The organism is Pseudomonas sp. B424, assembly GCF_055408345.1.
This window is the reverse complement of the sequence record NZ_JBUZTL010000002.1, coordinates 273,885-293,266: the sequence shown is the minus strand read 5'-3', so window position 1 is coordinate 293,266 and position 19,382 is coordinate 273,885. Positions and strand designations below refer to the sequence as shown.

The 19,382-nt window shown below is 58.3% G+C and carries 18 protein-coding genes; 15 read left to right on the top strand and 3 right to left on the bottom strand.

Annotated features, from left to right (window positions below):
- Window positions 1-25: 25 nt before the first annotated feature.
- Window positions 26-388, bottom strand: a complete 363-nt coding sequence (gene clpS / locus ACZRMS_RS03690) for an ATP-dependent Clp protease adapter ClpS (protein WP_463994173.1) — start codon at window positions 386-388, stop codon at window positions 26-28.
- Window positions 389-616: 228 nt separating this feature from the next.
- Here clpS and ACZRMS_RS03685 point away from each other — a divergent pair, with 228 nt between their 5' ends.
- Window positions 617-892, top strand: coding sequence for a cold shock domain-containing protein (locus ACZRMS_RS03685; RefSeq protein WP_463994172.1), 276 nt, complete (start codon window positions 617-619; stop codon window positions 890-892).
- Window positions 893-970: 78 nt separating this feature from the next.
- On the opposite strand, the gene icd is transcribed toward ACZRMS_RS03685, so the two are convergent.
- The gene (gene icd / locus ACZRMS_RS03680) at window positions 971-2,227 is read right to left on the bottom strand and encodes an NADP-dependent isocitrate dehydrogenase (protein WP_463994171.1); all 1,257 of its coding nucleotides are present in this window, start codon (window positions 2,225-2,227) and stop codon (window positions 971-973) included.
- Window positions 2,228-2,690: 463 nt separating this feature from the next.
- Here icd and ACZRMS_RS03675 point away from each other — a divergent pair, with 463 nt between their 5' ends.
- The 9 genes from ACZRMS_RS03675 (at window position 2,691) to aceA (ending at window position 13,035) form a co-directional block, all read left to right on the top strand.
- The gene (locus ACZRMS_RS03675) at window positions 2,691-4,916 is read left to right on the top strand and encodes an NADP-dependent isocitrate dehydrogenase (protein WP_463994170.1); all 2,226 of its coding nucleotides are present in this window, start codon (window positions 2,691-2,693) and stop codon (window positions 4,914-4,916) included.
- A gap of 195 nt (window positions 4,917-5,111) precedes the next feature.
- Window positions 5,112-5,558, top strand: coding sequence for an NUDIX hydrolase (locus tag ACZRMS_RS03670; protein ID WP_463994169.1), 447 nt, complete (start codon window positions 5,112-5,114; stop codon window positions 5,556-5,558).
- Between the two features lie 59 nt (window positions 5,559-5,617).
- On the top strand, window positions 5,618-6,751 hold the full coding sequence (mnmA, locus tag ACZRMS_RS03665) for a tRNA 2-thiouridine(34) synthase MnmA (RefSeq protein ID WP_463994168.1): 1,134 nt from the start codon (window positions 5,618-5,620) through the stop codon (window positions 6,749-6,751).
- Window positions 6,748-7,371: a high frequency lysogenization protein HflD gene (gene hflD / locus ACZRMS_RS03660; RefSeq protein WP_048358570.1), complete on the top strand. Its 624-nt coding sequence runs from the start codon at window positions 6,748-6,750 to the stop codon at window positions 7,369-7,371. Before mnmA ends, hflD begins: the two co-directional genes overlap by 4 nt.
- Window positions 7,372-7,499: 128 nt before the next feature.
- Entirely contained in the window at window positions 7,500-8,870 is a 1,371-nt protein-coding gene (gene purB, locus ACZRMS_RS03655; protein ID WP_463994167.1) for an adenylosuccinate lyase, read from the top strand.
- 83 nt (window positions 8,871-8,953) lie between these two features.
- Window positions 8,954-10,120 carry a ribosomal protein uL16 3-hydroxylase gene (locus tag ACZRMS_RS03650; protein ID WP_463994166.1) on the top strand — a complete coding sequence of 389 codons (1,167 nt, stop codon included), beginning with the start codon at window positions 8,954-8,956 and terminating at the stop codon, window positions 10,118-10,120.
- A complete protein-coding gene (locus ACZRMS_RS03645; protein ID WP_463994165.1) occupies window positions 10,113-10,535 on the top strand; it encodes a GNAT family N-acetyltransferase in 423 nt (140 codons plus the stop codon). The genes ACZRMS_RS03650 and ACZRMS_RS03645 overlap by 8 nt, the downstream gene beginning before the upstream one ends.
- A gap of 189 nt (window positions 10,536-10,724) precedes the next feature.
- The gene (locus tag ACZRMS_RS03640; protein WP_463994164.1) at window positions 10,725-11,468 is read left to right on the top strand and encodes a secretin N-terminal domain-containing protein; all 744 of its coding nucleotides are present in this window, start codon (window positions 10,725-10,727) and stop codon (window positions 11,466-11,468) included.
- A gap of 241 nt (window positions 11,469-11,709) precedes the next feature.
- Entirely contained in the window at window positions 11,710-13,035 is a 1,326-nt protein-coding gene (gene aceA / locus ACZRMS_RS03635) for an isocitrate lyase (protein WP_048358575.1), read from the top strand.
- A 142-nt stretch (window positions 13,036-13,177) separates the two neighbouring features.
- Here aceA and ACZRMS_RS03630 read toward each other — a convergent pair whose 3' ends face one another.
- A complete protein-coding gene (locus tag ACZRMS_RS03630) occupies window positions 13,178-13,918 on the bottom strand; it encodes an SDR family NAD(P)-dependent oxidoreductase (RefSeq protein ID WP_463994163.1) in 741 nt (246 codons plus the stop codon).
- A 643-nt stretch (window positions 13,919-14,561) separates the two neighbouring features.
- Between ACZRMS_RS03630 and ACZRMS_RS03625 the strand changes: the two genes are divergently transcribed.
- The 5 genes from ACZRMS_RS03625 to nuoF all read left to right on the top strand — a co-directional run bounded on the left by ACZRMS_RS03625 (window position 14,562) and on the right by nuoF (window position 19,371).
- The gene (locus tag ACZRMS_RS03625) at window positions 14,562-14,975 is read left to right on the top strand and encodes an NADH-quinone oxidoreductase subunit A (protein ID WP_048358577.1); all 414 of its coding nucleotides are present in this window, start codon (window positions 14,562-14,564) and stop codon (window positions 14,973-14,975) included.
- Window positions 14,976-14,985: 10 nt separating this feature from the next.
- Window positions 14,986-15,660 carry a NuoB/complex I 20 kDa subunit family protein gene (locus ACZRMS_RS03620; protein ID WP_048358578.1) on the top strand — a complete coding sequence of 225 codons (675 nt, stop codon included), beginning with the start codon at window positions 14,986-14,988 and terminating at the stop codon, window positions 15,658-15,660.
- 74 nt (window positions 15,661-15,734) lie between these two features.
- Window positions 15,735-17,519 carry an NADH-quinone oxidoreductase subunit C/D gene (gene nuoC, locus ACZRMS_RS03615; RefSeq protein WP_463994162.1) on the top strand — a complete coding sequence of 595 codons (1,785 nt, stop codon included), beginning with the start codon at window positions 15,735-15,737 and terminating at the stop codon, window positions 17,517-17,519.
- A gap of 2 nt (window positions 17,520-17,521) precedes the next feature.
- The gene (gene nuoE, locus ACZRMS_RS03610; RefSeq protein ID WP_088379405.1) at window positions 17,522-18,019 is read left to right on the top strand and encodes an NADH-quinone oxidoreductase subunit NuoE; all 498 of its coding nucleotides are present in this window, start codon (window positions 17,522-17,524) and stop codon (window positions 18,017-18,019) included.
- Window positions 18,016-19,371 carry an NADH-quinone oxidoreductase subunit NuoF gene (gene nuoF, locus ACZRMS_RS03605; protein WP_463994161.1) on the top strand — a complete coding sequence of 452 codons (1,356 nt, stop codon included), beginning with the start codon at window positions 18,016-18,018 and terminating at the stop codon, window positions 19,369-19,371. Before nuoE ends, nuoF begins: the two co-directional genes overlap by 4 nt.
- The last annotated feature ends 11 nt before the right edge of the window (window positions 19,372-19,382 follow it).

The window sequence follows — 19,382 nt, the reverse complement described above, 5'->3', positions numbered from 1 at the left end:
TCACCTCATACCCAAGTGGTCGGCGTTAACCGTCCTTCTCGATTTCACAGAGTAGCGGATGCTGGCTTTCACGCGCGTACTGGTTTACCTGCATGGCCTTGGTCTCGGCGATATCGCGGGTAAAAATGCCGCACACGGCCCGTCCTTCTGTATGGACGGCCAGCATGACCTTGGTCGCCAATTCGCGATTCAAGTTAAAAAACACCTCAAGTATTTCGACAACGAAATCCATGGGTGTGTAGTCATCATTAAACAAAACCACCTTGTACATCGGCGGCGCCTGAAGCGCAGGCTTAGCCTCTTGCACAGCCAAGCCAGCGGAATCTTCGTCATCAAAATCGGGATGATCCTGATTGAATGTTAGTCGAGTCTGGCTGATTGCATGCATGGAAAGAAAGGTTCGTCTTAGGTTGAGCGAATACAGTGATGGGGGCCAACGTCTCAAATTTCAACGGTGCCGCCATGTGACCTTGACTATCGGTAAAACGGTGTTACAACCAATAGATCCCACAGTGGGAAAAATGGTCCGCACAGTCAACCATAATTACTGGTTTTTGTGCGAGTGATCTGGATGATACTCCAGTGATGGAGTTGTTTGCAGCAGAGGGATATGAGTATGCAAGGCAAGGTCAAGTGGTTCAACAACGCCAAAGGCTTCGGCTTCATTAATACGCTAGCCAAGGAAGGCACCGATGAACACGGAAACCCGATCGACTTTTTTGCGCATTTTTCGGCAATCCAGATGGACGGTTACAAGACGCTCAAGGCCGGCCAGCCCGTGAGCTTCGAAATCATCCAGGGCCCCAAGGGCCTGCATGCTGTTGCTATCACTAACGCCCAGCCCGCCGCCGCCCCGACAACCGCGCAAGAGGGGGCCACCGTCCCGGTCTGACCCGCCGAAGAATACGACGCATAAAAAAACCGGCCGATTCCATTACGTGAACCGGCCGGTTTTTTATGCCTGATCAGCTCACATATGCGCGATCAGCGCATCACCGAAACCTGACGACGAAACCAGCGTAGCGCCATCCATCAGCCGCTCGAAGTCATAGGTCACGGTTTTGGCCGAGATCGCACCATTGGTGCCCTTGATGATCAGGTCTGCCGCCTCGACCCAGCCCATATGACGCAACATCATTTCTGCAGACAGAATCAGGGAACCCGGGTTGACCTGATCCTTGCCCGCGTACTTGGGCGCCGTGCCGTGGGTGGCCTCGAACATGGCAATGGTGTCGGACAGGTTGGCCCCCGGCGCAATGCCGATCCCCCCCACTTCAGCGGCCAGCGCGTCGGACAGGTAGTCACCGTTGAGGTTGAGCGTGGCAATCACGTCATATTCAGCCGGGCGCAGCAGGATTTGCTGGAGCATGGCATCGGCAATCGCGTCCTTGACGATCACGTTGCGGCCGGTTTTCGGGTTCTTGAACTGCATCCAGGGGCCACCGTCCAGCAAGGTCGCACCGAACTCCTCGGCCGCCACCTCATAGGCCCACTCCTTGAAGGCACCTTCGGTGAACTTCATGATGTTGCCCTTGTGGACAATGGTCAGCGACTCACGGTCGTTATCCACCACGTATTGCAGCGCCTTGCGCGCCAGACGCCTGGTGCCCTCCCGGGATACAGGCTTGACGCCGATCCCGCAATCCTGGTCGAAACGGATCTTGGTCACGCCCATTTCTTCTTTCAGGAACTTGATGACCTTGATCGCCTCGGGCGAACCGGCCTTCCATTCGATCCCGGCATAGATGTCTTCGGAGTTCTCGCGAAAGATCGTCATGTCGACGTCGCCCGGCTTTTTGACCGGGCTGGGCACGCCCTCAAACCAGCGCACCGGGCGCAGGCATACATACAGATCGAGTTGTTGGCGCAGGGCCACGTTCAGCGAGCGAATGCCGCCGCCCACCGGGGTTGTCAGCGGGCCCTTGATGGACACCACGTAATCCTTCACCGCATCCAGGGTTTCCTGAGGCAGCCAGGTATCCTGGTCGTAGACCTGGGTGGCTTTCTCCCCCGCATAGACTTCCATCCAGGAGATCTTGCGCTTGCCGGCGTAGGCCTTGCTGACTGCGGCATCGACCACCTTGATCATCACCGGGCTGATATCGACGCCGATGCCATCGCCTTCAATATAGGGAATGATGGGGTTGTCAGGAACATTGAGAGAGTGGTCGGCGTTGACGGTGATTTTCTCACCTGCGGCTGGAACCTTGATCTTGTTGTATCCCATGCTGAACTCCATTTGTGGGTGGAACATCATGCCGATCCCGAGCGTACCCCAGTTAAATCGACACGCAAACTTAATGTTCCGCACACACTGCTCCAGCCTCTGCCAACCGCCCTGACACCCCCGAAAACAGGGGGTAAATCGCCAAAAATCAGGGCATTTTGACGCAGGGCCTTAGACCAATGGATGATTCGTGATAAGCGCCACCCCTCGCAGCAACCTTAGTGACCTATGTATACTGCGCCGGTGACCACGGAGTCACTGTGAAACACCTACTGGAATGAGTCTTTCAGGCCTAGAAAGGCTGAGCCGTTACCCCGGCTCGACCGCTTGACGCTCTACTGATGCATTCACATCACCGCGAAGAACCTCGACTTTCGGCTCATTGTTCACTGTGAACGAAAGCGCCTACCCTGCGCATCTCGAGAATCTGAGCACGCTCAGCAAAGAAGAGAGTTAATCCGAAATGCCCAACCGTTCGAAGATCATCTATACCTTCACCGACGAAGCTCCGGCGCTCGCCACCTATTCACTGCTGCCTATCATCGAAGCCTTCACTGCGCCCGCTGATATTGCTGTTGAGACGCGTGACATCTCCCTTGCAGGCCGCATTCTCGCAAGCTTCCCCGAGCAATTGGGTGCCAAGGCCGTAGCGGACCACCTCGCCGAACTGGGCGCCCTGGCCGTTACACCTGAAGCCAACATCATCAAGCTGCCCAACATCAGCGCCTCGGTCCCGCAACTGCAAGCCGCGATCAAAGAACTGCAAGCGCAGGGCTTCGACATTCCGGACTACCCGGAAACCGTGACCACTGACGCTGACAAGGAAGTCAAAGCGCGTTACAGCAAAGTCATGGGCAGCGCCGTAAACCCGGTACTGCGCGAAGGCAACTCCGACCGCCGCGCACCGCTGTCGGTCAAGAACTACGCTCGCAAGCACCCGCACAAAATGGGCGCCTGGGCTGCAGACTCCAAGTCCCACGTTGCTCACATGAGCGAAGGCGACTTCTACGCCAGCGAAAAAGCCGCCCTGATCGAAGCGCCGGGCAGCGTTAAAATCGAATTGATTGCTCAAGACGGCACCACCACCGTCCTGAAAGAAAAAACCGCCGTTCAGGCCGGTGAAATCATCGACTGCTCCGTCATGAGCAAAAAAGCCCTGCGCCAGTTCATCGCGGCCGAAATCGAAGACGCCAAGAAGAAAGGCGTACTGTTCTCGGTTCACTTGAAAGCCACCATGATGAAGGTCTCCGATCCGATCATGTTTGGTCAGATCGTGGCCGAGTTCTACAAGGACGCGCTGGAAAAACACGCTGACATCCTGAAAGAAATCGGTTTCAACCTGAATAACGGTATCGGCGACCTGTACGCCCGCATCAAGGCGCTGCCAGCCGAGAAGCAAGCTGAAATCGAAGCCGACATCCAGGCCGTGTACGCCAACCGCCCTGCGCTGGCCATGGTCAACTCCGATAAAGGCATCACCAACCTGCACGTGCCGAGCGACGTAATCGTCGACGCCTCGATGCCGGCCATGATCCGTGATTCCGGCAAGATGTGGAACACAGAAGGCAAGCTGCAAGACACCAAGGCCGTGATCCCGGATCGCTGCTACGCCACGATCTACCAGGCGACCATCGAAGACTGCCAGAAGCACGGCGCCTTCGATCCGACCACCATGGGCAGCGTGCCAAACGTTGGCCTGATGGCGCAAAAAGCCGAAGAGTACGGCTCCCACGACAAGACTTTCCAGATCAAGGCCGACGGCGTTGTTCGCGTGACTGACAGCAACGGCAACGTGCTGATGGAACAGAACGTCGAAGAAGGCGACATCTGGCGCATGTGCCAGGCCAAGGACGCGCCGATCCGCGACTGGGTCAAACTGGCCGTCAACCGCGCTCGCGCCAGCAACACCCCGGCCGTGTTCTGGCTCGATCCAAAGCGTAGCCACGACGCTGAAATGATCAAAAAGGTAGAAACCTACCTGAAGGATCACGACACCAGCGGCCTGGACATTCGCATCATGGCGCCAGTAGACGCCATGAACTTCACCCTGGAACGCACCCGCAAGGGCCTGGACACCATCTCGGTGACCGGCAACGTACTGCGCGACTACCTGACTGACCTGTTCCCGATCATGGAACTGGGCACCAGCGCCAAGATGCTGTCGATCGTTCCGCTGATGAATGGCGGTGGCCTGTTCGAAACCGGCGCTGGCGGTTCGGCTCCGAAGCACGTTCAACAGCTGCTGGAAGAGAACTTCCTGCGCTGGGACTCGCTGGGTGAGTTCCTGGCACTGGCCGCCTCCCTGGAGCACCTGGGCACGACCTACAACAACCCGAAAGCGCTGGTGTTGGCCAAGACCCTGGACCAGGCCACCGGCCAGTTCCTCGACAACAACAAATCGCCATCGCGCAAAGTCGGCAACATCGACAACCGCGGTAGCCACTTCTACCTGGCGCTGTACTGGGCTCAGGCCCTGGCTGCCCAGACTGAAGACAAAGAGCTGCAAGCCCAGTTTGCTCCAGTAGCAAAAGCCCTGGCCGAGAACGAGGCAAAAATCGTTGCCGAACTCAACGCCGTGCAGGGCAAGCCAGTCGACATCGGTGGCTACTACCACGCCGACGCCGACAAGCTGAGCAAAGTAATGCGCCCTAGCGCCACGCTGAACGCGATCATCGCTTCTCTGGTGTAAGAGCAACAAGCAACACCACAGACCCCGGCCCACGACGCCGGGGTTTGTGTTTTTACGGCCCACACAAACCCTGTGGGAGCGGGCTTGCTCGCGATGCTATCGCCGCGATACATCTGGGTAATCGTGGTGATAGCATCGCGAGCAAGCCCGCTGCCACAGGGGATATGCATCCACCAATAAACCGAGACCCACCCCATGGAATGGAAACCCCATATCACCGTCGCCACAGTCGTTGAAGACAACGGCCGTTTTCTGATGGTCGAAGAACTCAAGCGCGACCGCGCCGTGCTCAATCAACCCGCCGGGCATCTGGACCCGAACGAAAGCCTGATCGACGCCGCCATCCGCGAAACCCTCGAAGAAACCGGCTACGACGTCGAACTGACCGGCGTAATCGGCATCTACCTCTACACCGCCCCCAGCAACGGCGTGACCTACCAGCGCATCTGCTTTGCCGGCAAAGCCCTCAAGCATCACCCCGACTACCAGCTGGATACCGGCATCATCGGCCCGCTCTGGCTGACCCGCGACGAGCTGATCGAGCAACGCGATCGCTGGCGCAGCGAGCTGACCCTGCAGTGCATCGACGATTATCTGGACGGTAAACTGTTCGACCTGACGTTAATCCGCCCTTCGGTTTAGCCTTGAGCGCTCGGGCCTGCTAGAATCGCGTCCTTTTTCAAGACACACATTGAAACCTTATGCGTGATCCAGCCTTAGTCGCCCCCGAAAAGCAGCGCGTCATTGTCGGCATGTCCGGCGGTGTTGATTCTTCCGTTTCCGCCGTTCTGCTCATGGAGCAGGGCTATCAGGTGGAAGGCCTGTTCATGAAGAACTGGGAGGAAGACGACGGAACGGATTACTGCACCGCCATGGAGGATCTGGCAGACGCCCAGGCCGTGTGCGACAAAATTGGCATCAAGCTGCACACTGCCAACTTTGCCGCCGAGTACTGGGACAACGTGTTCGAACACTTCCTGGCCGAATACAAGGCCGGTCGTACGCCGAACCCGGACATCCTGTGCAACCGCGAAATCAAGTTCAAGGCGTTCCTCGACTACGCCCTGATGCTCGGCGCCGACCTGATCGCCACCGGCCATTATGTTCGCCGTCGCGACATTGATGGCCGTACAGAGCTGCTCAAGGGCCTTGATCCGAACAAGGACCAGAGCTACTTCCTGCACGCCGTCGGCGGCGAACAGATTGCCAAAACCCTGTTCCCGGTAGGCGAGCTGGAAAAGCCCGAAGTGCGCAAGATCGCTGAAAAGCACGATCTGGCCACGGCGAAGAAAAAGGACTCCACCGGGATCTGCTTTATCGGCGAGCGCCGCTTCAGCGACTTCCTCAAGCAATATCTGCCGGCACAGCCCGGCGAGATCAAGAACACCGAAGGTGAAGTCATCGGCCGCCACCACGGCCTGATGTACCACACCATCGGCCAGCGTCAGGGCCTGGGCATCGGCGGCCTCAAGGACGCCAGCGACGAGCCCTGGTACGTGCTGGTCAAGGATCTGGAGCACAACGAGCTGATCGTAGGCCAGGGCAACGATCACCCGTGGCTGTTCTCTGGCGCCCTGCTCGCCTCCGAAATCTACTGGGTCAACCCGATCGATCTGAGTGCCCCGCTGCGCCTGACCGCCAAGGTTCGTTATCGCCAGAGCGACCAGCCCTGCACCCTGGAAAAAACCGCTACCGGCTACCGCGCCACCTTCGATGAGCCGCAACGCGCGGTCACCCCGGGCCAGTCCGTGGTGTTCTACGATGGCGAAGTGTGCCTGGGCGGCGGTGTGATCGAAGTGGCCGAGCCCTGGTCCAGCAAGGGCAAGCGCCCATGAACACCACTCAGGAGCAATTGGTAGCCCTGGGCGGCGTGTTCCTCGCCGCAGTATTGGTGGACAAGATCGCCAAGACCGGGCAGGTGAGCGAAGCCGACCTGAGCTGCATGCTCGGCAGCCTGTTGATCCGTGACCCCAAGGACACTCTTGAAGTGTACGGCGGTGACGACATCAACCTGCGTGAAGGCTATCGCGCCCTGATCGGCGCCCTTGAGCGTGACCCCAATACCCTGCAGCGTGAGCCCTTGCGCTACGCGCTGTCGATGCTCGGTCTTGAACGCCAGCTGGCCAAGCGCAATGACATGATGGAACTGATCGGCAAGCGCTTGCCGCAGATCCAGTCCCAGGTCGAGCATTTCGGCCCGGCACACGAGAACGTCGTTGCCGCCTGTGGCGCGCTGTACCAGGACACCCTGAGCACCTTGCGCCAGCGAATCCAGGTGCACGGCGACATGCGCAACCTGCAACAACCGAACAATGCCTCAAAGATTCGCGCCCTGCTGCTGGCCGGTATCCGCTCAGCACGGCTTTGGCGTCAATTGGGTGGTCATCGCTGGCAGCTGGTCATCAGCCGCCGCAAGCTGCTCAAAGAGCTTTACCCCATGCTGCGCGGCAACTGAAACACGCAAGCCTGCACGCTTTGTAACGTCGATACGCGTATGACGCCGGTCAGTTGGCAACGGACCGGCCGTTTTTTTCATGTATGATACGCGCCCCATTTCGTTGCCCGACTGTCCGAGAACACCCCATGCAGCTTTCTTCGCTCACTGCGGTTTCCCCTGTTGACGGCCGCTACGCCGGCAAAACCCAGGCCCTGCGCCCAATTTTCAGCGAATACGGCCTGATCCGTGCTCGCGTTCTGGTTGAAGTCCGCTGGCTCCAGCGCCTGGCTGCTCACGCTGCCATCCCTGAAGTCCCGGCCTTCTCCGCCGAAGCCAACGCCGTTCTGAACGAACTGGCCGAAAACTTCTCTCTGGAACACGCCGAGCGCGTCAAAGAGATCGAGCGCACCACCAACCACGACGTAAAAGCCATTGAGTACCTGCTCAAGGAACAGGCCGCCAAGCTGCCTGAACTGGCCAACGTCAGTGAATTCATCCACTTCGCCTGCACCAGCGAGGACATCAACAACCTGTCCCACGCCCTGATGCTGCGCGAAGGCCGTGATGACGTGATGCTGCCGCTGATGCGCGAGACTGCCAACGCCATCCGCGAGCTGGCGATCAAGTTCGCTGACGTGCCGATGCTGTCGCGCACCCACGGCCAACCGGCTTCGCCGACCACCCTGGGCAAAGAACTGGCCAACGTGGTTTACCGTCTGGAGCGTCAAATCGCCCAGGTCGCAGCCGTACCGCTGCTGGGTAAAATCAACGGCGCCGTGGGCAACTACAACGCCCACCTGTCGGCCTACCCGGACATCGACTGGGAAGAAAACGCCCGCGCCTTCATCGAAGACGAGCTGGGCCTGGGTTTCAACCCCTACACCACCCAGATCGAGCCGCACGACTACATCGCCGAGCTGTTTGACGCCATCGCGCGCTTCAACACCATCCTGATCGACTTCGATCGCGATATCTGGGGCTACATCTCCCTGGGCTATTTCAAGCAGCGCACCATCGCTGGCGAAATCGGTTCCTCGACCATGCCGCACAAGGTCAACCCGATCGACTTCGAGAACTCCGAAGGCAACCTGGGTATCGCCAACGCCCTGTTCCAGCATTTGGCCAGCAAGTTGCCAATCTCCCGCTGGCAGCGCGACCTGACCGACTCCACCGTACTGCGCAACCTCGGTGTCGGCTTCGCCCACAGCGTGATCGCGTACGAAGCCAGCCTCAAAGGCATCAGCAAACTTGAGCTGAACGCTCAAAAAATCGCTGCTGACCTGGACGCTTGCTGGGAAGTTCTGGCCGAGCCGATCCAGACCGTGATGCGCCGCTACAACATTGAAAACCCGTACGAGAAGCTCAAAGAGTTGACCCGCGGCAAGGGCATCAGCCCGCAAGCACTACAAACTTTCATCGACGGCCTTGAAATGCCGGAAGCGGCCAAAGCCGAGCTGAAGCTGCTGACCCCTGCCAACTACATTGGCAACGCGGTCGAGCAAGCCAAGCGTATCTGATCGCTGCAACGACCTATTAACGCCCGGCCGTGCCGGGCGTTTTTATTCCCGATTACAAAGTGCAATTTTTCAATAGGTTACACATGAATCCTGATATTCCTCTTCAACTTCTGGGTGGCATCACTGCGCGCGAGTTCATGCGTGACTACTGGCAGAAAAAACCGCTGCTGATCCGCCAGGCCATTCCTGACTTCGAAAGCCCGATCGACCCTGACGAACTGGCCGGTCTGGCACTCGAAGAAGAAGTCGAATCGCGCCTGATCATCGAACACGGCGAGCGCCCATGGGAATTGCGCCGCGGCCCGTTCGGCGAAGACGAATTCAGCAAACTGCCAGAGCGCGAGTGGACCCTGCTCGTTCAAGCAGTCGATCAGTTCGTGCCTGAAGTCGGCGAATTGCTGGAGAACTTCCGTTTCCTGCCGAGCTGGCGCATTGACGACGTGATGATGAGCTACGCCGCCCCGGGTGGCAGCGTCGGCCCGCACTTCGACAACTACGACGTGTTCCTGCTGCAAGGCCACGGCAAGCGCCACTGGCAGATCGGCCAGATGTGCGACTCCGACAGCAAGCTGCTGGAGCACGCCGACCTGCGCATCCTCGCCGACTTCCAGGCCACCGACGAGTGGACCCTGGAACCCGGCGACATGCTTTACCTGCCGCCACGCCTGGCTCACTGCGGCGTAGCCGTGGACGAGTGCCTGACTTACTCGGTAGGCTTCCGCGCCCCGAGCGCCGCTGAAGTGCTGACCCACTTCACCGACTTCCTGAGCCAGTACCTGCCGGACGAAGACCGCTACACCGACGCCGATGCGCAGCCAGTGAGCGACCCGCACCAGATCCAGCACGATGCCCTTGACCGCCTCAAGGGCCTGCTGGCCGAGCACATGAGCGACGAACGCATGCTGCTGACCTGGTTCGGCCAGTTCATGACCGAACCGCGTTACCCGGAACTCGTGACCGGCCCCGAGCTCGAAGAAGAAGACCTGCTGGGCAGCCTGGAACAGGGCGCCATCCTGATCCGCAACCCGAGCGCCCGCCTGGCATGGTCCGAAGTCGATGAAGACCTGCTGTTGTTCGCCAGCGGCCAAAGCCGTCTGTTGCCGGGCAAGATGCGCGAGCTGCTGAAAATGATTTGTGCCGCCGATGCGCTGCACACTGACAACCTCGGCCCATGGCTGGCCGACGAAGATGGTCGCAACCTGCTCTGTGAGCTGGTTAAACAAGGAAGCCTGGGGTTCGCTGATGAATAGCATTCACGTACGTGTCGCCGACTGGCAAAAGGACAACGCCGAACTTCGACGCATTCGTGAGGCGGTGTTTATTGCCGAGCAATCTGTACCTCCTGAACTGGAGTGGGATGCAGACGATGCCGATGCCGTGCATTTTCTGGCCTATGAAGGCGATTTTCCGATCGGTACCGCCCGGCTGTTGCCGGACGGCCATATCGGGCGCGTGTCCGTCCTCAAGGACTGGCGCGGCCTGAAAGTCGGCGACGCACTGATGCAAGCCACGATTCTTGAAGCCGAGAAACGTGGACTGAAGCAGCAAATGCTCAGCGCCCAAGTGCATGCCACTCCGTTTTATGAGCGACTGGGCTTCAAGATTGTCAGCGCAGAATTCCTGGAAGCAGGGATTCCCCACGTTGATATGGTGCGCGTGAGCTAACCGCAACGCCCATCTTTGTGGGCGCGAGCCTGCTCGCGAAGGCTGCTAGCGCGGCACTCTTGAGAACCTCGCGAGCAGGCTCGCTCCCACAGCAGTTTTGAAAAATGCCCCGCCATCTTCGGATCGCGGGGCGTTTTGCTATCTGGCACACTCACTTCAGGCTTTTTCAGCATTGCGGAGATAACGGACATGTCCCTACGCGCCATCATCGTCAGCCTACTGCTGGCATCCAGCTTCAGCGCTCTGGCCGACACACAGGTCATTACCCTGCAGAACCGCACCAGCACGGAGCTGCTCCCCATCGCACAAAACTTTGTCGGCAAAAACGGCAAGGTCAGCGCCTACGGCAACCAACTGATCGTGGAAGCGTCCGCCTCAAAAATTCAAAACCTCGAGGACCTGCTCTCGAAACTCGACAAGCCTGCCAAACGCCTGCTGATCACTGTCGACACCCGCGACAGCAACCTGGCGAACACAGCACCGAACACCCGCGTTATCAGCACGGCCAGCCGTAACGGCGGGGTTCAGCAAATCCAGACCACCGAAGGCACCCCTGCATTCATTCAAACAGGGCAAAGCGTGCCACTGACCAGCGTCCAGACAGACGCTTATGGTCGGGTGATGGCGCAAACCGACTATCACGACGTCACCCGGGGCTTTTACGTTACCGCCAGCATTACGGGTGAAACGGTACACCTGGCGATCAACACGACCCGCGACCGCATGAGCCAGGAACAACCGGATGTAGTGAACACGCAAAGTACCGACACACAGGTCAGCGGCCCCCTGGGCCAATGGATCACCCTCGCGGGCATCAGCAACCGAAATCAGGCCGACAGGCAAGCTGAAACCCTTGCCTACTCTACTCAAGGCCGGGATGACATGACGCTCCGGGTAAAAGTCGAGGCTCTCGACCAAAAGGGCCAAAACTGACTGGCGAGTCGTTTTTTCGCAATTATGTAGTGTTATAAAAAAAGCACTACAAAACATTTGACGCCTCAAAAATGCAAGGGCATGATGGCCCCGCTCCCGCTGATCAGAGATCCCGCAAAGGCTCTGGGGCCTGTACTGCCCGCAGCGAGCAGCCATTCATGCACAGACTCAAACAACATTGTTGTGTGCCTGGTGGAGCAACCATTTTTCAACCCAGACCTATGCGACGAGGTTTATCACCATGGCACTGACACGCGAACAGCAAATTGCAGCCCTTGAGAAAGACTGGGCCGAAAACCCACGCTGGAAAGGCGTGACTCGCGATTACTCCGCTGCTGACGTGGTCCGCCTGCGCGGCTCGGTTCAACCCGAGCACACCTTTGCAAAAATGGGCGCCGACAAGCTGTGGAAACTGGTGACACAGGGCGCACACCCGTCCTTCCGTCCTGAGAAAGATTTCGTCAACTGCATGGGCGCCCTGACCGGGGGCCAGGCAGTACAACAGGTTAAAGCCGGTATCCAGGCTATCTACCTGTCGGGTTGGCAAGTGGCGGCAGACAACAACTCTGCCGAATCCATGTACCCGGACCAGTCGCTGTACCCGGTGGACTCCGTTCCAACCGTGGTCAAGCGCATCAACAACTCGTTCCGTCGCGCTGACCAGATCCAGTGGAAAGCCGGTAAAAATCCGGGCGACGAGGGTTATATCGACTACTTCGCACCGATCGTGGCTGACGCTGAAGCCGGTTTCGGCGGCGTACTGAACGCTTACGAACTGATGAAAAGCATGATCGAAGCGGGCGCCGCCGGCGTTCACTTCGAAGACCAGCTGGCCTCGGTTAAAAAATGCGGCCACATGGGTGGCAAGGTTCTGGTGCCAACCCAGGAAGCCGTACAAAAGCTGACCGCTGCCCGTCTGGCTGCTGACGTTGCCGGCACGCCAACCATCATCCTGGCACGCACCGATGCCAACGCAGCTGACCTGCTGACCTCCGATTGCGACCCTTACGATCAGCCGTTCGTCACTGGCGAGCGCACCAAGGAAGGCTTCTACAAAGTACGCGCCGGCCTGGACCAGGCCATCGCTCGCGGCCTGGCCTACGCTCCTTATGCCGACCTGATCTGGTGCGAAACCGCCAAACCGGACCTCGACGAAGCCCGTCGCTTTGCTGAAGCGATCAAAAAGGAATACCCGGATCAACTGCTGTCGTACAACTGCTCGCCTTCCTTCAACTGGAAGAAAAACCTGGACGACGCGACCATCGCCAAGTTCCAGCGCGAATTGTCGGCAATGGGCTACAAGCACCAGTTCATCACCCTGGCGGGCATCCACAACATGTGGCACAGCATGTTCAACCTGGCGCACGATTACGCCCGCAACGACATGACGGCCTACGTGAAACTGCAAGAGCAGGAATTCGCTGACGCTTCCAAAGGCTACACCTTTGTGGCGCACCAGCAGGAAGTGGGCACTGGCTACTTCGACGACATGACCACCGTGATCCAGGGTGGCTCGTCTTCGGTCACCGCCCTGACCGGCTCGACTGAAGAAGAACAGTTCCACTGATAAAAGCTGACGGCCGATAGTGGCCCGACAAAATAAACCCGCCGCTTCTGACGAAGCGGCGGGTTTATTCTTTCTGAGCGATTCCCATAATACGGGCCATCGTCATCGTCAGATTGCGGCTGGATATAAAAGCCGCAACAACCTAGGCCACTAGCCCACCATCCACGGGCATGGCGATGCCGGTTACATAAGAGGCGTCACCTGAAGCCAACCAGTAAATGGCATTGGCAACTTCTTCTTTTTCACAGATGCGATTCAGGGGATAGGTGCTTGCAGCCTGTTCCAGCTCTTGCCCGAAAATATCTTCCAGCATGGGTGTTTTGACAAACCCCGGGCACACTGCATTTATCCGAATGCCAAAGGGCGCGTACTCTCTGGCAGCCGCCCTGGTCATTCCCACCAAGGCATGCTTGCTCGCGGTGTAAGCAGTACCGCCAGTGACACTGGCACGAAGCCCGGCCAATGAAGCCACATTGACGATACTGCCCCGGCCCAGCTCCCGCATGCGAGGCAGCACGGCCTTCATGCACAACCACGGCGCTTTGACATTGGTCGCCATGACATCATCGAAAATGTCGTCAGCATAATCTTCGGTCAACGTGAAGGACGATCCTTCTATACCCATACTGTTAATAAGGCAGTCGACAGGCGGGTGGTTCACGCTGATCTGCTGGAAAACTGCATTCAGCGCAACAGGGTCACGCATATCGACTGCATAGCCGTGCGCCCGAGCCCCCGTTTCATGCAGGCTTTCGCACAACTCCTGGTTTTTGGCCTCACGCCGCGAGCAGACAATCACTTCATACCCTTCCCTTGCAAAGCGCCGGGCGCACGCTTCGCCAATACCTGAATTGCCGCCGGTAATCACCACAACTTTATTCATGACACACGCTCGTTATTATTGTTCGCCGACCGGGAGTGTTGCGATATGACCGCAGCCAATGACAGGTCACAAAGCCAGAGGCTAATTATCCCGCTCGCGATGATCAAGCTTGCGGGGCTGCCAGATGGCGAAGAATATTTCGACACAATATGTCCCCCCTCTAATGACCAGCCCGACCCTACAGAGCATGGACGAGCCCAAAACCTGCGGCAGTGGCTACACATTTTTCCCGCACCTTGTTTTTAACAAACCCCTGATCCAGATCCATACCCCAAAACAAAAACCGGGTTAAAAAAGCCAAGTTCAAAACTTGCTAAGTGCGCCTATATAAGCCAACTTCAACCGGCACGACGTAACACACCACACTCAAACAATATTGATTATCATTTAGAGTCGATATTATTGATTATCTGGCCTGTAAAACATAATCACCGAAATACGCTGTAATGCCCGCACCACAAGGCCTACAGCACATTCCAGGAAGGCCATACCACTAAAGGACTGAATTAATTCATCTTAGAAAATTTACTTGCCGGGTGTTTAGCCATAAAATCCCGGCCATCAATAGCACTGCGACATAACGTCACTGCTTTATTTCTTTTTCAAGCTCAGAGATTCTTGCTCTCTGTTAAGGATTACCAGCATGCCCGAAGCGACAGGACTCATAGCCCATAACTGGGGCTTTGCCATTTTCCTTCTCGGCGTTGTCGGCCTTTGTGCCTTCATGCTTGGCGTCTCCAGCCTCCTTGGGTCAAAAGCCTGGGGTCGCAGCAAAAACGAACCGTTCGAGTCAGGCATGCTACCTACCGGTGGCGCCCGCTTGCGGCTCTCAGCCAAATTCTATCTGGTCGCGATGCTGTTCGTGATCTTCGATATCGAAGCCCTCTATCTCTTTGCATGGTCTGTGTCCGTTCGCGAAAGCGGCTGGACCGGATTCGTCGAAGCTCTCGTTTTCATAGCAATTCTGTTGGCAGGCCTTGTCTACCTATTTCGGGTGGGTGCTCTTGATTGGGCACCGGAAGCTCGTCGCAAGCGGCAGGCCAAGCTGAAACAATGAGGCTTTGGCGATGCAATACGAACTTACCAGGATCGACCCGGACGCTCCTAACGAGCAATATCCGATCGGCACACGGGAAACCGTTGCCGATCCGTTAGAAGATCAAGTCCACAAAAACATCTTCATGGGCAAGCTTGAAGACGTGCTGAACAATACCGTCAACTGGGGGCGTAAAAACTCCCTGTGGCCGTATAACTTCGGCCTGTCTTGCTGCTACGTGGAGATGACCACCGCCTTCACGGCCCCCCACGACATCGCGCGCTTTGGCGCCGAAGTTATCCGGGCATCGCCGCGTCAGGCGGATTTCATGGTTATTGCCGGTACCTGCTTCATCAAGATGGCGCCGATCATTCAGCGTCTCTATGAGCAAATGCTTGAGCCTAAATGGGTTATTTCCATGGGTTCTTGCGCCAACTCCGGCGGCATGTACGACATCTACTCCGTGGTCCAAGGGGTCGACAAGTTCCTGCCCGTGGACGTTTACGTACCTGGCTGCCCACCCCGCCCAGAGGCTTTTCTGCAAGGCTTGATGCTCTTGCAAGAGTCGATTGGCCAGGAGCGTCGCCCACTTTCCTGGGTCGTCGGCGAACAAGGCGTTTATCGCGCCGAGATGCCGTCGCAAAAGGAACAGCGCCGCGAACAGCGTATTCAGGTCACCAACCTGCGCAGCCCCGACGAAGTCTGATCCAGCGCCGTTTCTATCAATAGAACGAAACACTGGCTTCATTCTTTACGTTGAACGAAAGCGATAAAAAAACCATGACTACAGGCTCCGCTCTGTACATCCCGCCTTATAAGGCTGACAACCAAGATGTGGTTGTCGAACTCAATACCCGTTTTGGCCCGGAGGCGTTCACCGCCCAGGCCACGCGCACCGGCATGCCGGTGCTTTGGGTTACCCGCGCCAAACTGGTTGAAGTCCTGACCTTCCTGCGCAACCTGCCAAAACCCTACGTCATGCTCTATGACCTGCACGGTGTGGACGAACGTCTGCGTACCAAGCGTCAGGGCCTGCCGTCGGGTGCAGATTTCACCGTTTTCTATCACCTGATGTCACTCGAGCGTAACAGCGACGTGATGATCAAGGTGGCGCTGTCCGAAAGCGACCTGAGCGTCCCGACCGTGACCGGTATCTGGCCAAACGCCAACTGGTACGAGCGTGAAGTCTGGGACATGTTCGGTATCGACTTCAAAGGCCACCCGCACCTGACCCGCATCATGATGCCGCCGACGTGGGAAGGTCACCCGCTGCGCAAGGACTTCCCTGCCCGCGCCACTGAATTTGATCCGTACAGCCTGACCCTGGCCAAGGTACAGCTGGAAGAAGAAGCCGCACGTTTCCGCCCTGAAGACTGGGGCATGAAGCGTTCCGGCGAAAACGAGGACTACATGTTCCTCAACCTGGGCCCGAACCACCCTTCGGCTCACGGTGCCTTCCGCATCATCCTGCAGCTGGACGGTGAAGAAATCGTCGACTGCGTGCCGGACGTCGGTTACCACCACCGTGGTGCCGAAAAAATGGCCGAGCGCCAGTCCTGGCACAGCTTCATCCCGTACACCGACCGTATCGACTACCTCGGCGGCGTGATGAACAACCTGCCGTACGTGCTGTCGGTCGAGAAGCTGGCCGGGATCAAGGTTCCGGACCGCGTCGACACCATCCGCATCATGATGGCCGAGTTCTTCCGTATCACCAGCCACCTGCTGTTCCTGGGCACCTATATCCAGGACGTGGGCGCCATGACCCCGGTGTTCTTCACCTTCACCGACCGTCAAAAAGCCTACACCGTGATCGAAGCCATCACCGGTTTCCGTCTGCACCCGGCCTGGTATCGCATCGGCGGCGTTGCCCACGACCTGCCTCGCGGCTGGGAAAAACTGGTCAAGGACTTCCTCGACTGGATGCCCAAGCGCCTGAATGAATACCAAAAAGCCGCTCTGGACAACAGCATCCTGCGCGGCCGTACCATCGGCGTCGCGGCCTACAACACCAAAGAGGCCCTGGAATGGGGCGTCACCGGTGCCGGCCTGCGCTCCACCGGTTGCGACTTCGACATCCGCAAAGCGCGCCCTTACTCCGGCTACGAGAACTTCGAATTTGAAGTCCCGCTGGCGGCCAATGGCGATGCCTACGATCGTTGCATCGTGCGCGTCGAAGAAATGCGTCAGAGCCTGAAAATCATCGAGCAGTGCATGCGTAATATGCCGGCCGGCCCGTACAAAGCGGATCACCCGCTGACCACGCCGCCGCCTAAAGAGCGCACGCTGCAGCACATCGAGACCTTGATCACGCACTTCCTGCAAGTTTCGTGGGGCCCGGTCATGCCGGCCAACGAATCCTTCCAGATGATCGAAGCGACCAAGGGCATCAACAGTTATTACCTGACGAGCGATGGCGGCACCATGAGCTACCGCACCCGGATTCGTACCCCAAGCTTCCCGCACCTTCAGCAGATCCCTTCGGTGATCAAAGGTGAAATGGTCGCGGACTTGATTGCGTACCTGGGTAGTATCGATTTCGTTATGGCCGACGTGGACCGCTAAGCATGAACAGCACGCTTATCCAGACAGACCGTTTCGCCCTGAGCGAAACCGAGCGCTCGGCCATCGAGCACGAGATGCATCACTACGAAGATCCGCGCGCAGCGTCGATCGAAGCCCTGAAGATCGTTCAGAAGGAACGCGGCTGGGTGCCGGACGGCGCGATTTACGCCATCGGCGAATTGCTGGGCATCCCTGCCAGCGACGTTGAAGGTGTGGCCACGTTCTACAGCCAGATCTTCCGCCAGCCGGTTGGCCGTCACATCATTCGCGTGTGCGACAGCATGGTCTGCTACATCGGCGGCCACGAATCCGTGGTTGGCGAAATCCAGAACAAGCTGGGCATCGGCCTGGGCCAAACCACCCCGGACGGCCGCTTCACGCTGCTGCCGGTGTGCTGCCTGGGCAACTGCGACAAGGCGCCGGCGTTGATGATCGACGACGACACATTCGGTGACGTGCAGCCTGCTGGCGTCGCCACGTTGCTGGAGGCCTACCCATGAGCCTGACTTCTTTCGGCCCTGCCAACCTGATCAAGCGTTCGGCAGAGACCCACCCTTTGACCTGGCGTCTGCGTGACGACGGCGAGCCGGTATGGCTCGACGAATACCAGGCCAAGGACGGTTACGCGGCCGCCCGCAAGGCCTTCGCTGACATGGCGACGGACGATATCGTCCAGACCGTGAAAGACGCCGGCCTCAAGGGTCGCGGCGGTGCGGGCTTCCCCACGGGCGTGAAGTGGGGGCTGATGCCTAAAGACGAGTCCATGAACATCCGTTACCTGCTGTGTAACGCCGATGAAATGGAACCCAACACCTGGAAAGACCGCATGCTGATGGAGCAACTGCCCCATCTGCTGATCGAAGGCATGCTGATCAGTGCACGCGCACTGAAAACCTACCGCGGTTATATCTTCCTGCGTGGCGAATACACCACTGCCGCCGTGCACCTGCGCCGTGCCGTGGAAGAAGCCAAGGCCGCAGGCCTGCTGGGCAAGAACATCCTGGGCTCGGGGTTTGACTTCGAACTGTTTGTTCACACGGGCGCCGGGCGTTACATCTGCGGCGAAGAAACCGCACTGATCAACTCCCTCGAAGGCCGTCGCGCCAACCCGCGTTCCAAGCCGCCATTCCCGGCTGCTGTGGGCGTATGGGGCAAGCCGACCTGCGTGAACAACGTTGAAACCCTGTGCAACGTACCGGCCATCATCGGCAACGGCGTTGACTGGTACAAATCCATCGCGCGCGAAGGCAGTGAAGACATGGGCACCAAGCTCATGGGCTTCTCCGGCAAAGTGAAGAACCCTGGCCTGTGGGAGCTGCCGTTCGGCGTGACCGCCCGCGAGCTGTTCGAAGACTACGCCGGTGGCATGCGCGACGGCTTCAAGCTCAAGTGCTGGCAGCCAGGCGGCGCCGGTACGGGCTTCCTGTTGCCAGAGCACCTGGACGCACAAATGTACGCCGGCGGTATCGCCAAGGTTGGCACCCGTATGGGTACAGGCCTGGCCATGGCCGTGGACGACAGCGTCAACATGGTGTCCCTGCTGCGCAACATGGAACAGTTCTTTTCCCGCGAATCGTGCGGTTTCTGCACCCCTTGCCGTGATGGCCTGCCATGGAGCGTCAAGCTGCTGATGGCCATCGAGCACGGTGAGGGTCAGCCCGGCGATATCGAGACCCTGCTGGGTCTGGTCGGCTTCCTCGGCCCTGGCAAGACGTTCTGTGCTCACGCACCGGGTGCCGTGGAGCCATTGGGCAGCGCGATCAAGTACTTCCGTCCAGAGTTTGAAGCCGGTATTGCCCAGGCAAAACCCGGTGTACCGCCTCTGGCACGCCCGATTGTAATCGGCGCGTAACGCTCTGAAGG

Excerpts from the sequence above, each read along its gene's own strand:
- clpS (WP_463994173.1), bottom strand. The coding sequence starts at position 388 with ATGCATGCAATCAGCCAGACTCGACTAACATTCAATCAGGATCATCCC.
- ACZRMS_RS03685 (WP_463994172.1), top strand. The coding sequence starts at position 617 with ATGCAAGGCAAGGTCAAGTGGTTCAACAACGCCAAAGGCTTCGGCTTC.
- icd (WP_463994171.1), bottom strand. The coding sequence starts at position 2,227 with ATGGGATACAACAAGATCAAGGTTCCAGCCGCAGGTGAGAAAATCACC.
- ACZRMS_RS03675 (WP_463994170.1), top strand. The coding sequence starts at position 2,691 with ATGCCCAACCGTTCGAAGATCATCTATACCTTCACCGACGAAGCTCCG.
- ACZRMS_RS03670 (WP_463994169.1), top strand. The coding sequence starts at position 5,112 with ATGGAATGGAAACCCCATATCACCGTCGCCACAGTCGTTGAAGACAAC.
- mnmA (WP_463994168.1), top strand. The coding sequence starts at position 5,618 with ATGCGTGATCCAGCCTTAGTCGCCCCCGAAAAGCAGCGCGTCATTGTC.
- hflD (WP_048358570.1), top strand. The coding sequence starts at position 6,748 with ATGAACACCACTCAGGAGCAATTGGTAGCCCTGGGCGGCGTGTTCCTC.
- purB (WP_463994167.1), top strand. The coding sequence starts at position 7,500 with ATGCAGCTTTCTTCGCTCACTGCGGTTTCCCCTGTTGACGGCCGCTAC.
- ACZRMS_RS03650 (WP_463994166.1), top strand. The coding sequence starts at position 8,954 with ATGAATCCTGATATTCCTCTTCAACTTCTGGGTGGCATCACTGCGCGC.
- ACZRMS_RS03645 (WP_463994165.1), top strand. The coding sequence starts at position 10,113 with ATGAATAGCATTCACGTACGTGTCGCCGACTGGCAAAAGGACAACGCC.
- ACZRMS_RS03640 (WP_463994164.1), top strand. The coding sequence starts at position 10,725 with ATGTCCCTACGCGCCATCATCGTCAGCCTACTGCTGGCATCCAGCTTC.
- aceA (WP_048358575.1), top strand. The coding sequence starts at position 11,710 with ATGGCACTGACACGCGAACAGCAAATTGCAGCCCTTGAGAAAGACTGG.
- ACZRMS_RS03630 (WP_463994163.1), bottom strand. The coding sequence starts at position 13,918 with ATGAATAAAGTTGTGGTGATTACCGGCGGCAATTCAGGTATTGGCGAA.
- ACZRMS_RS03625 (WP_048358577.1), top strand. The coding sequence starts at position 14,562 with ATGCCCGAAGCGACAGGACTCATAGCCCATAACTGGGGCTTTGCCATT.
- ACZRMS_RS03620 (WP_048358578.1), top strand. The coding sequence starts at position 14,986 with ATGCAATACGAACTTACCAGGATCGACCCGGACGCTCCTAACGAGCAA.
- nuoC (WP_463994162.1), top strand. The coding sequence starts at position 15,735 with ATGACTACAGGCTCCGCTCTGTACATCCCGCCTTATAAGGCTGACAAC.
- nuoE (WP_088379405.1), top strand. The coding sequence starts at position 17,522 with ATGAACAGCACGCTTATCCAGACAGACCGTTTCGCCCTGAGCGAAACC.
- nuoF (WP_463994161.1), top strand. The coding sequence starts at position 18,016 with ATGAGCCTGACTTCTTTCGGCCCTGCCAACCTGATCAAGCGTTCGGCA.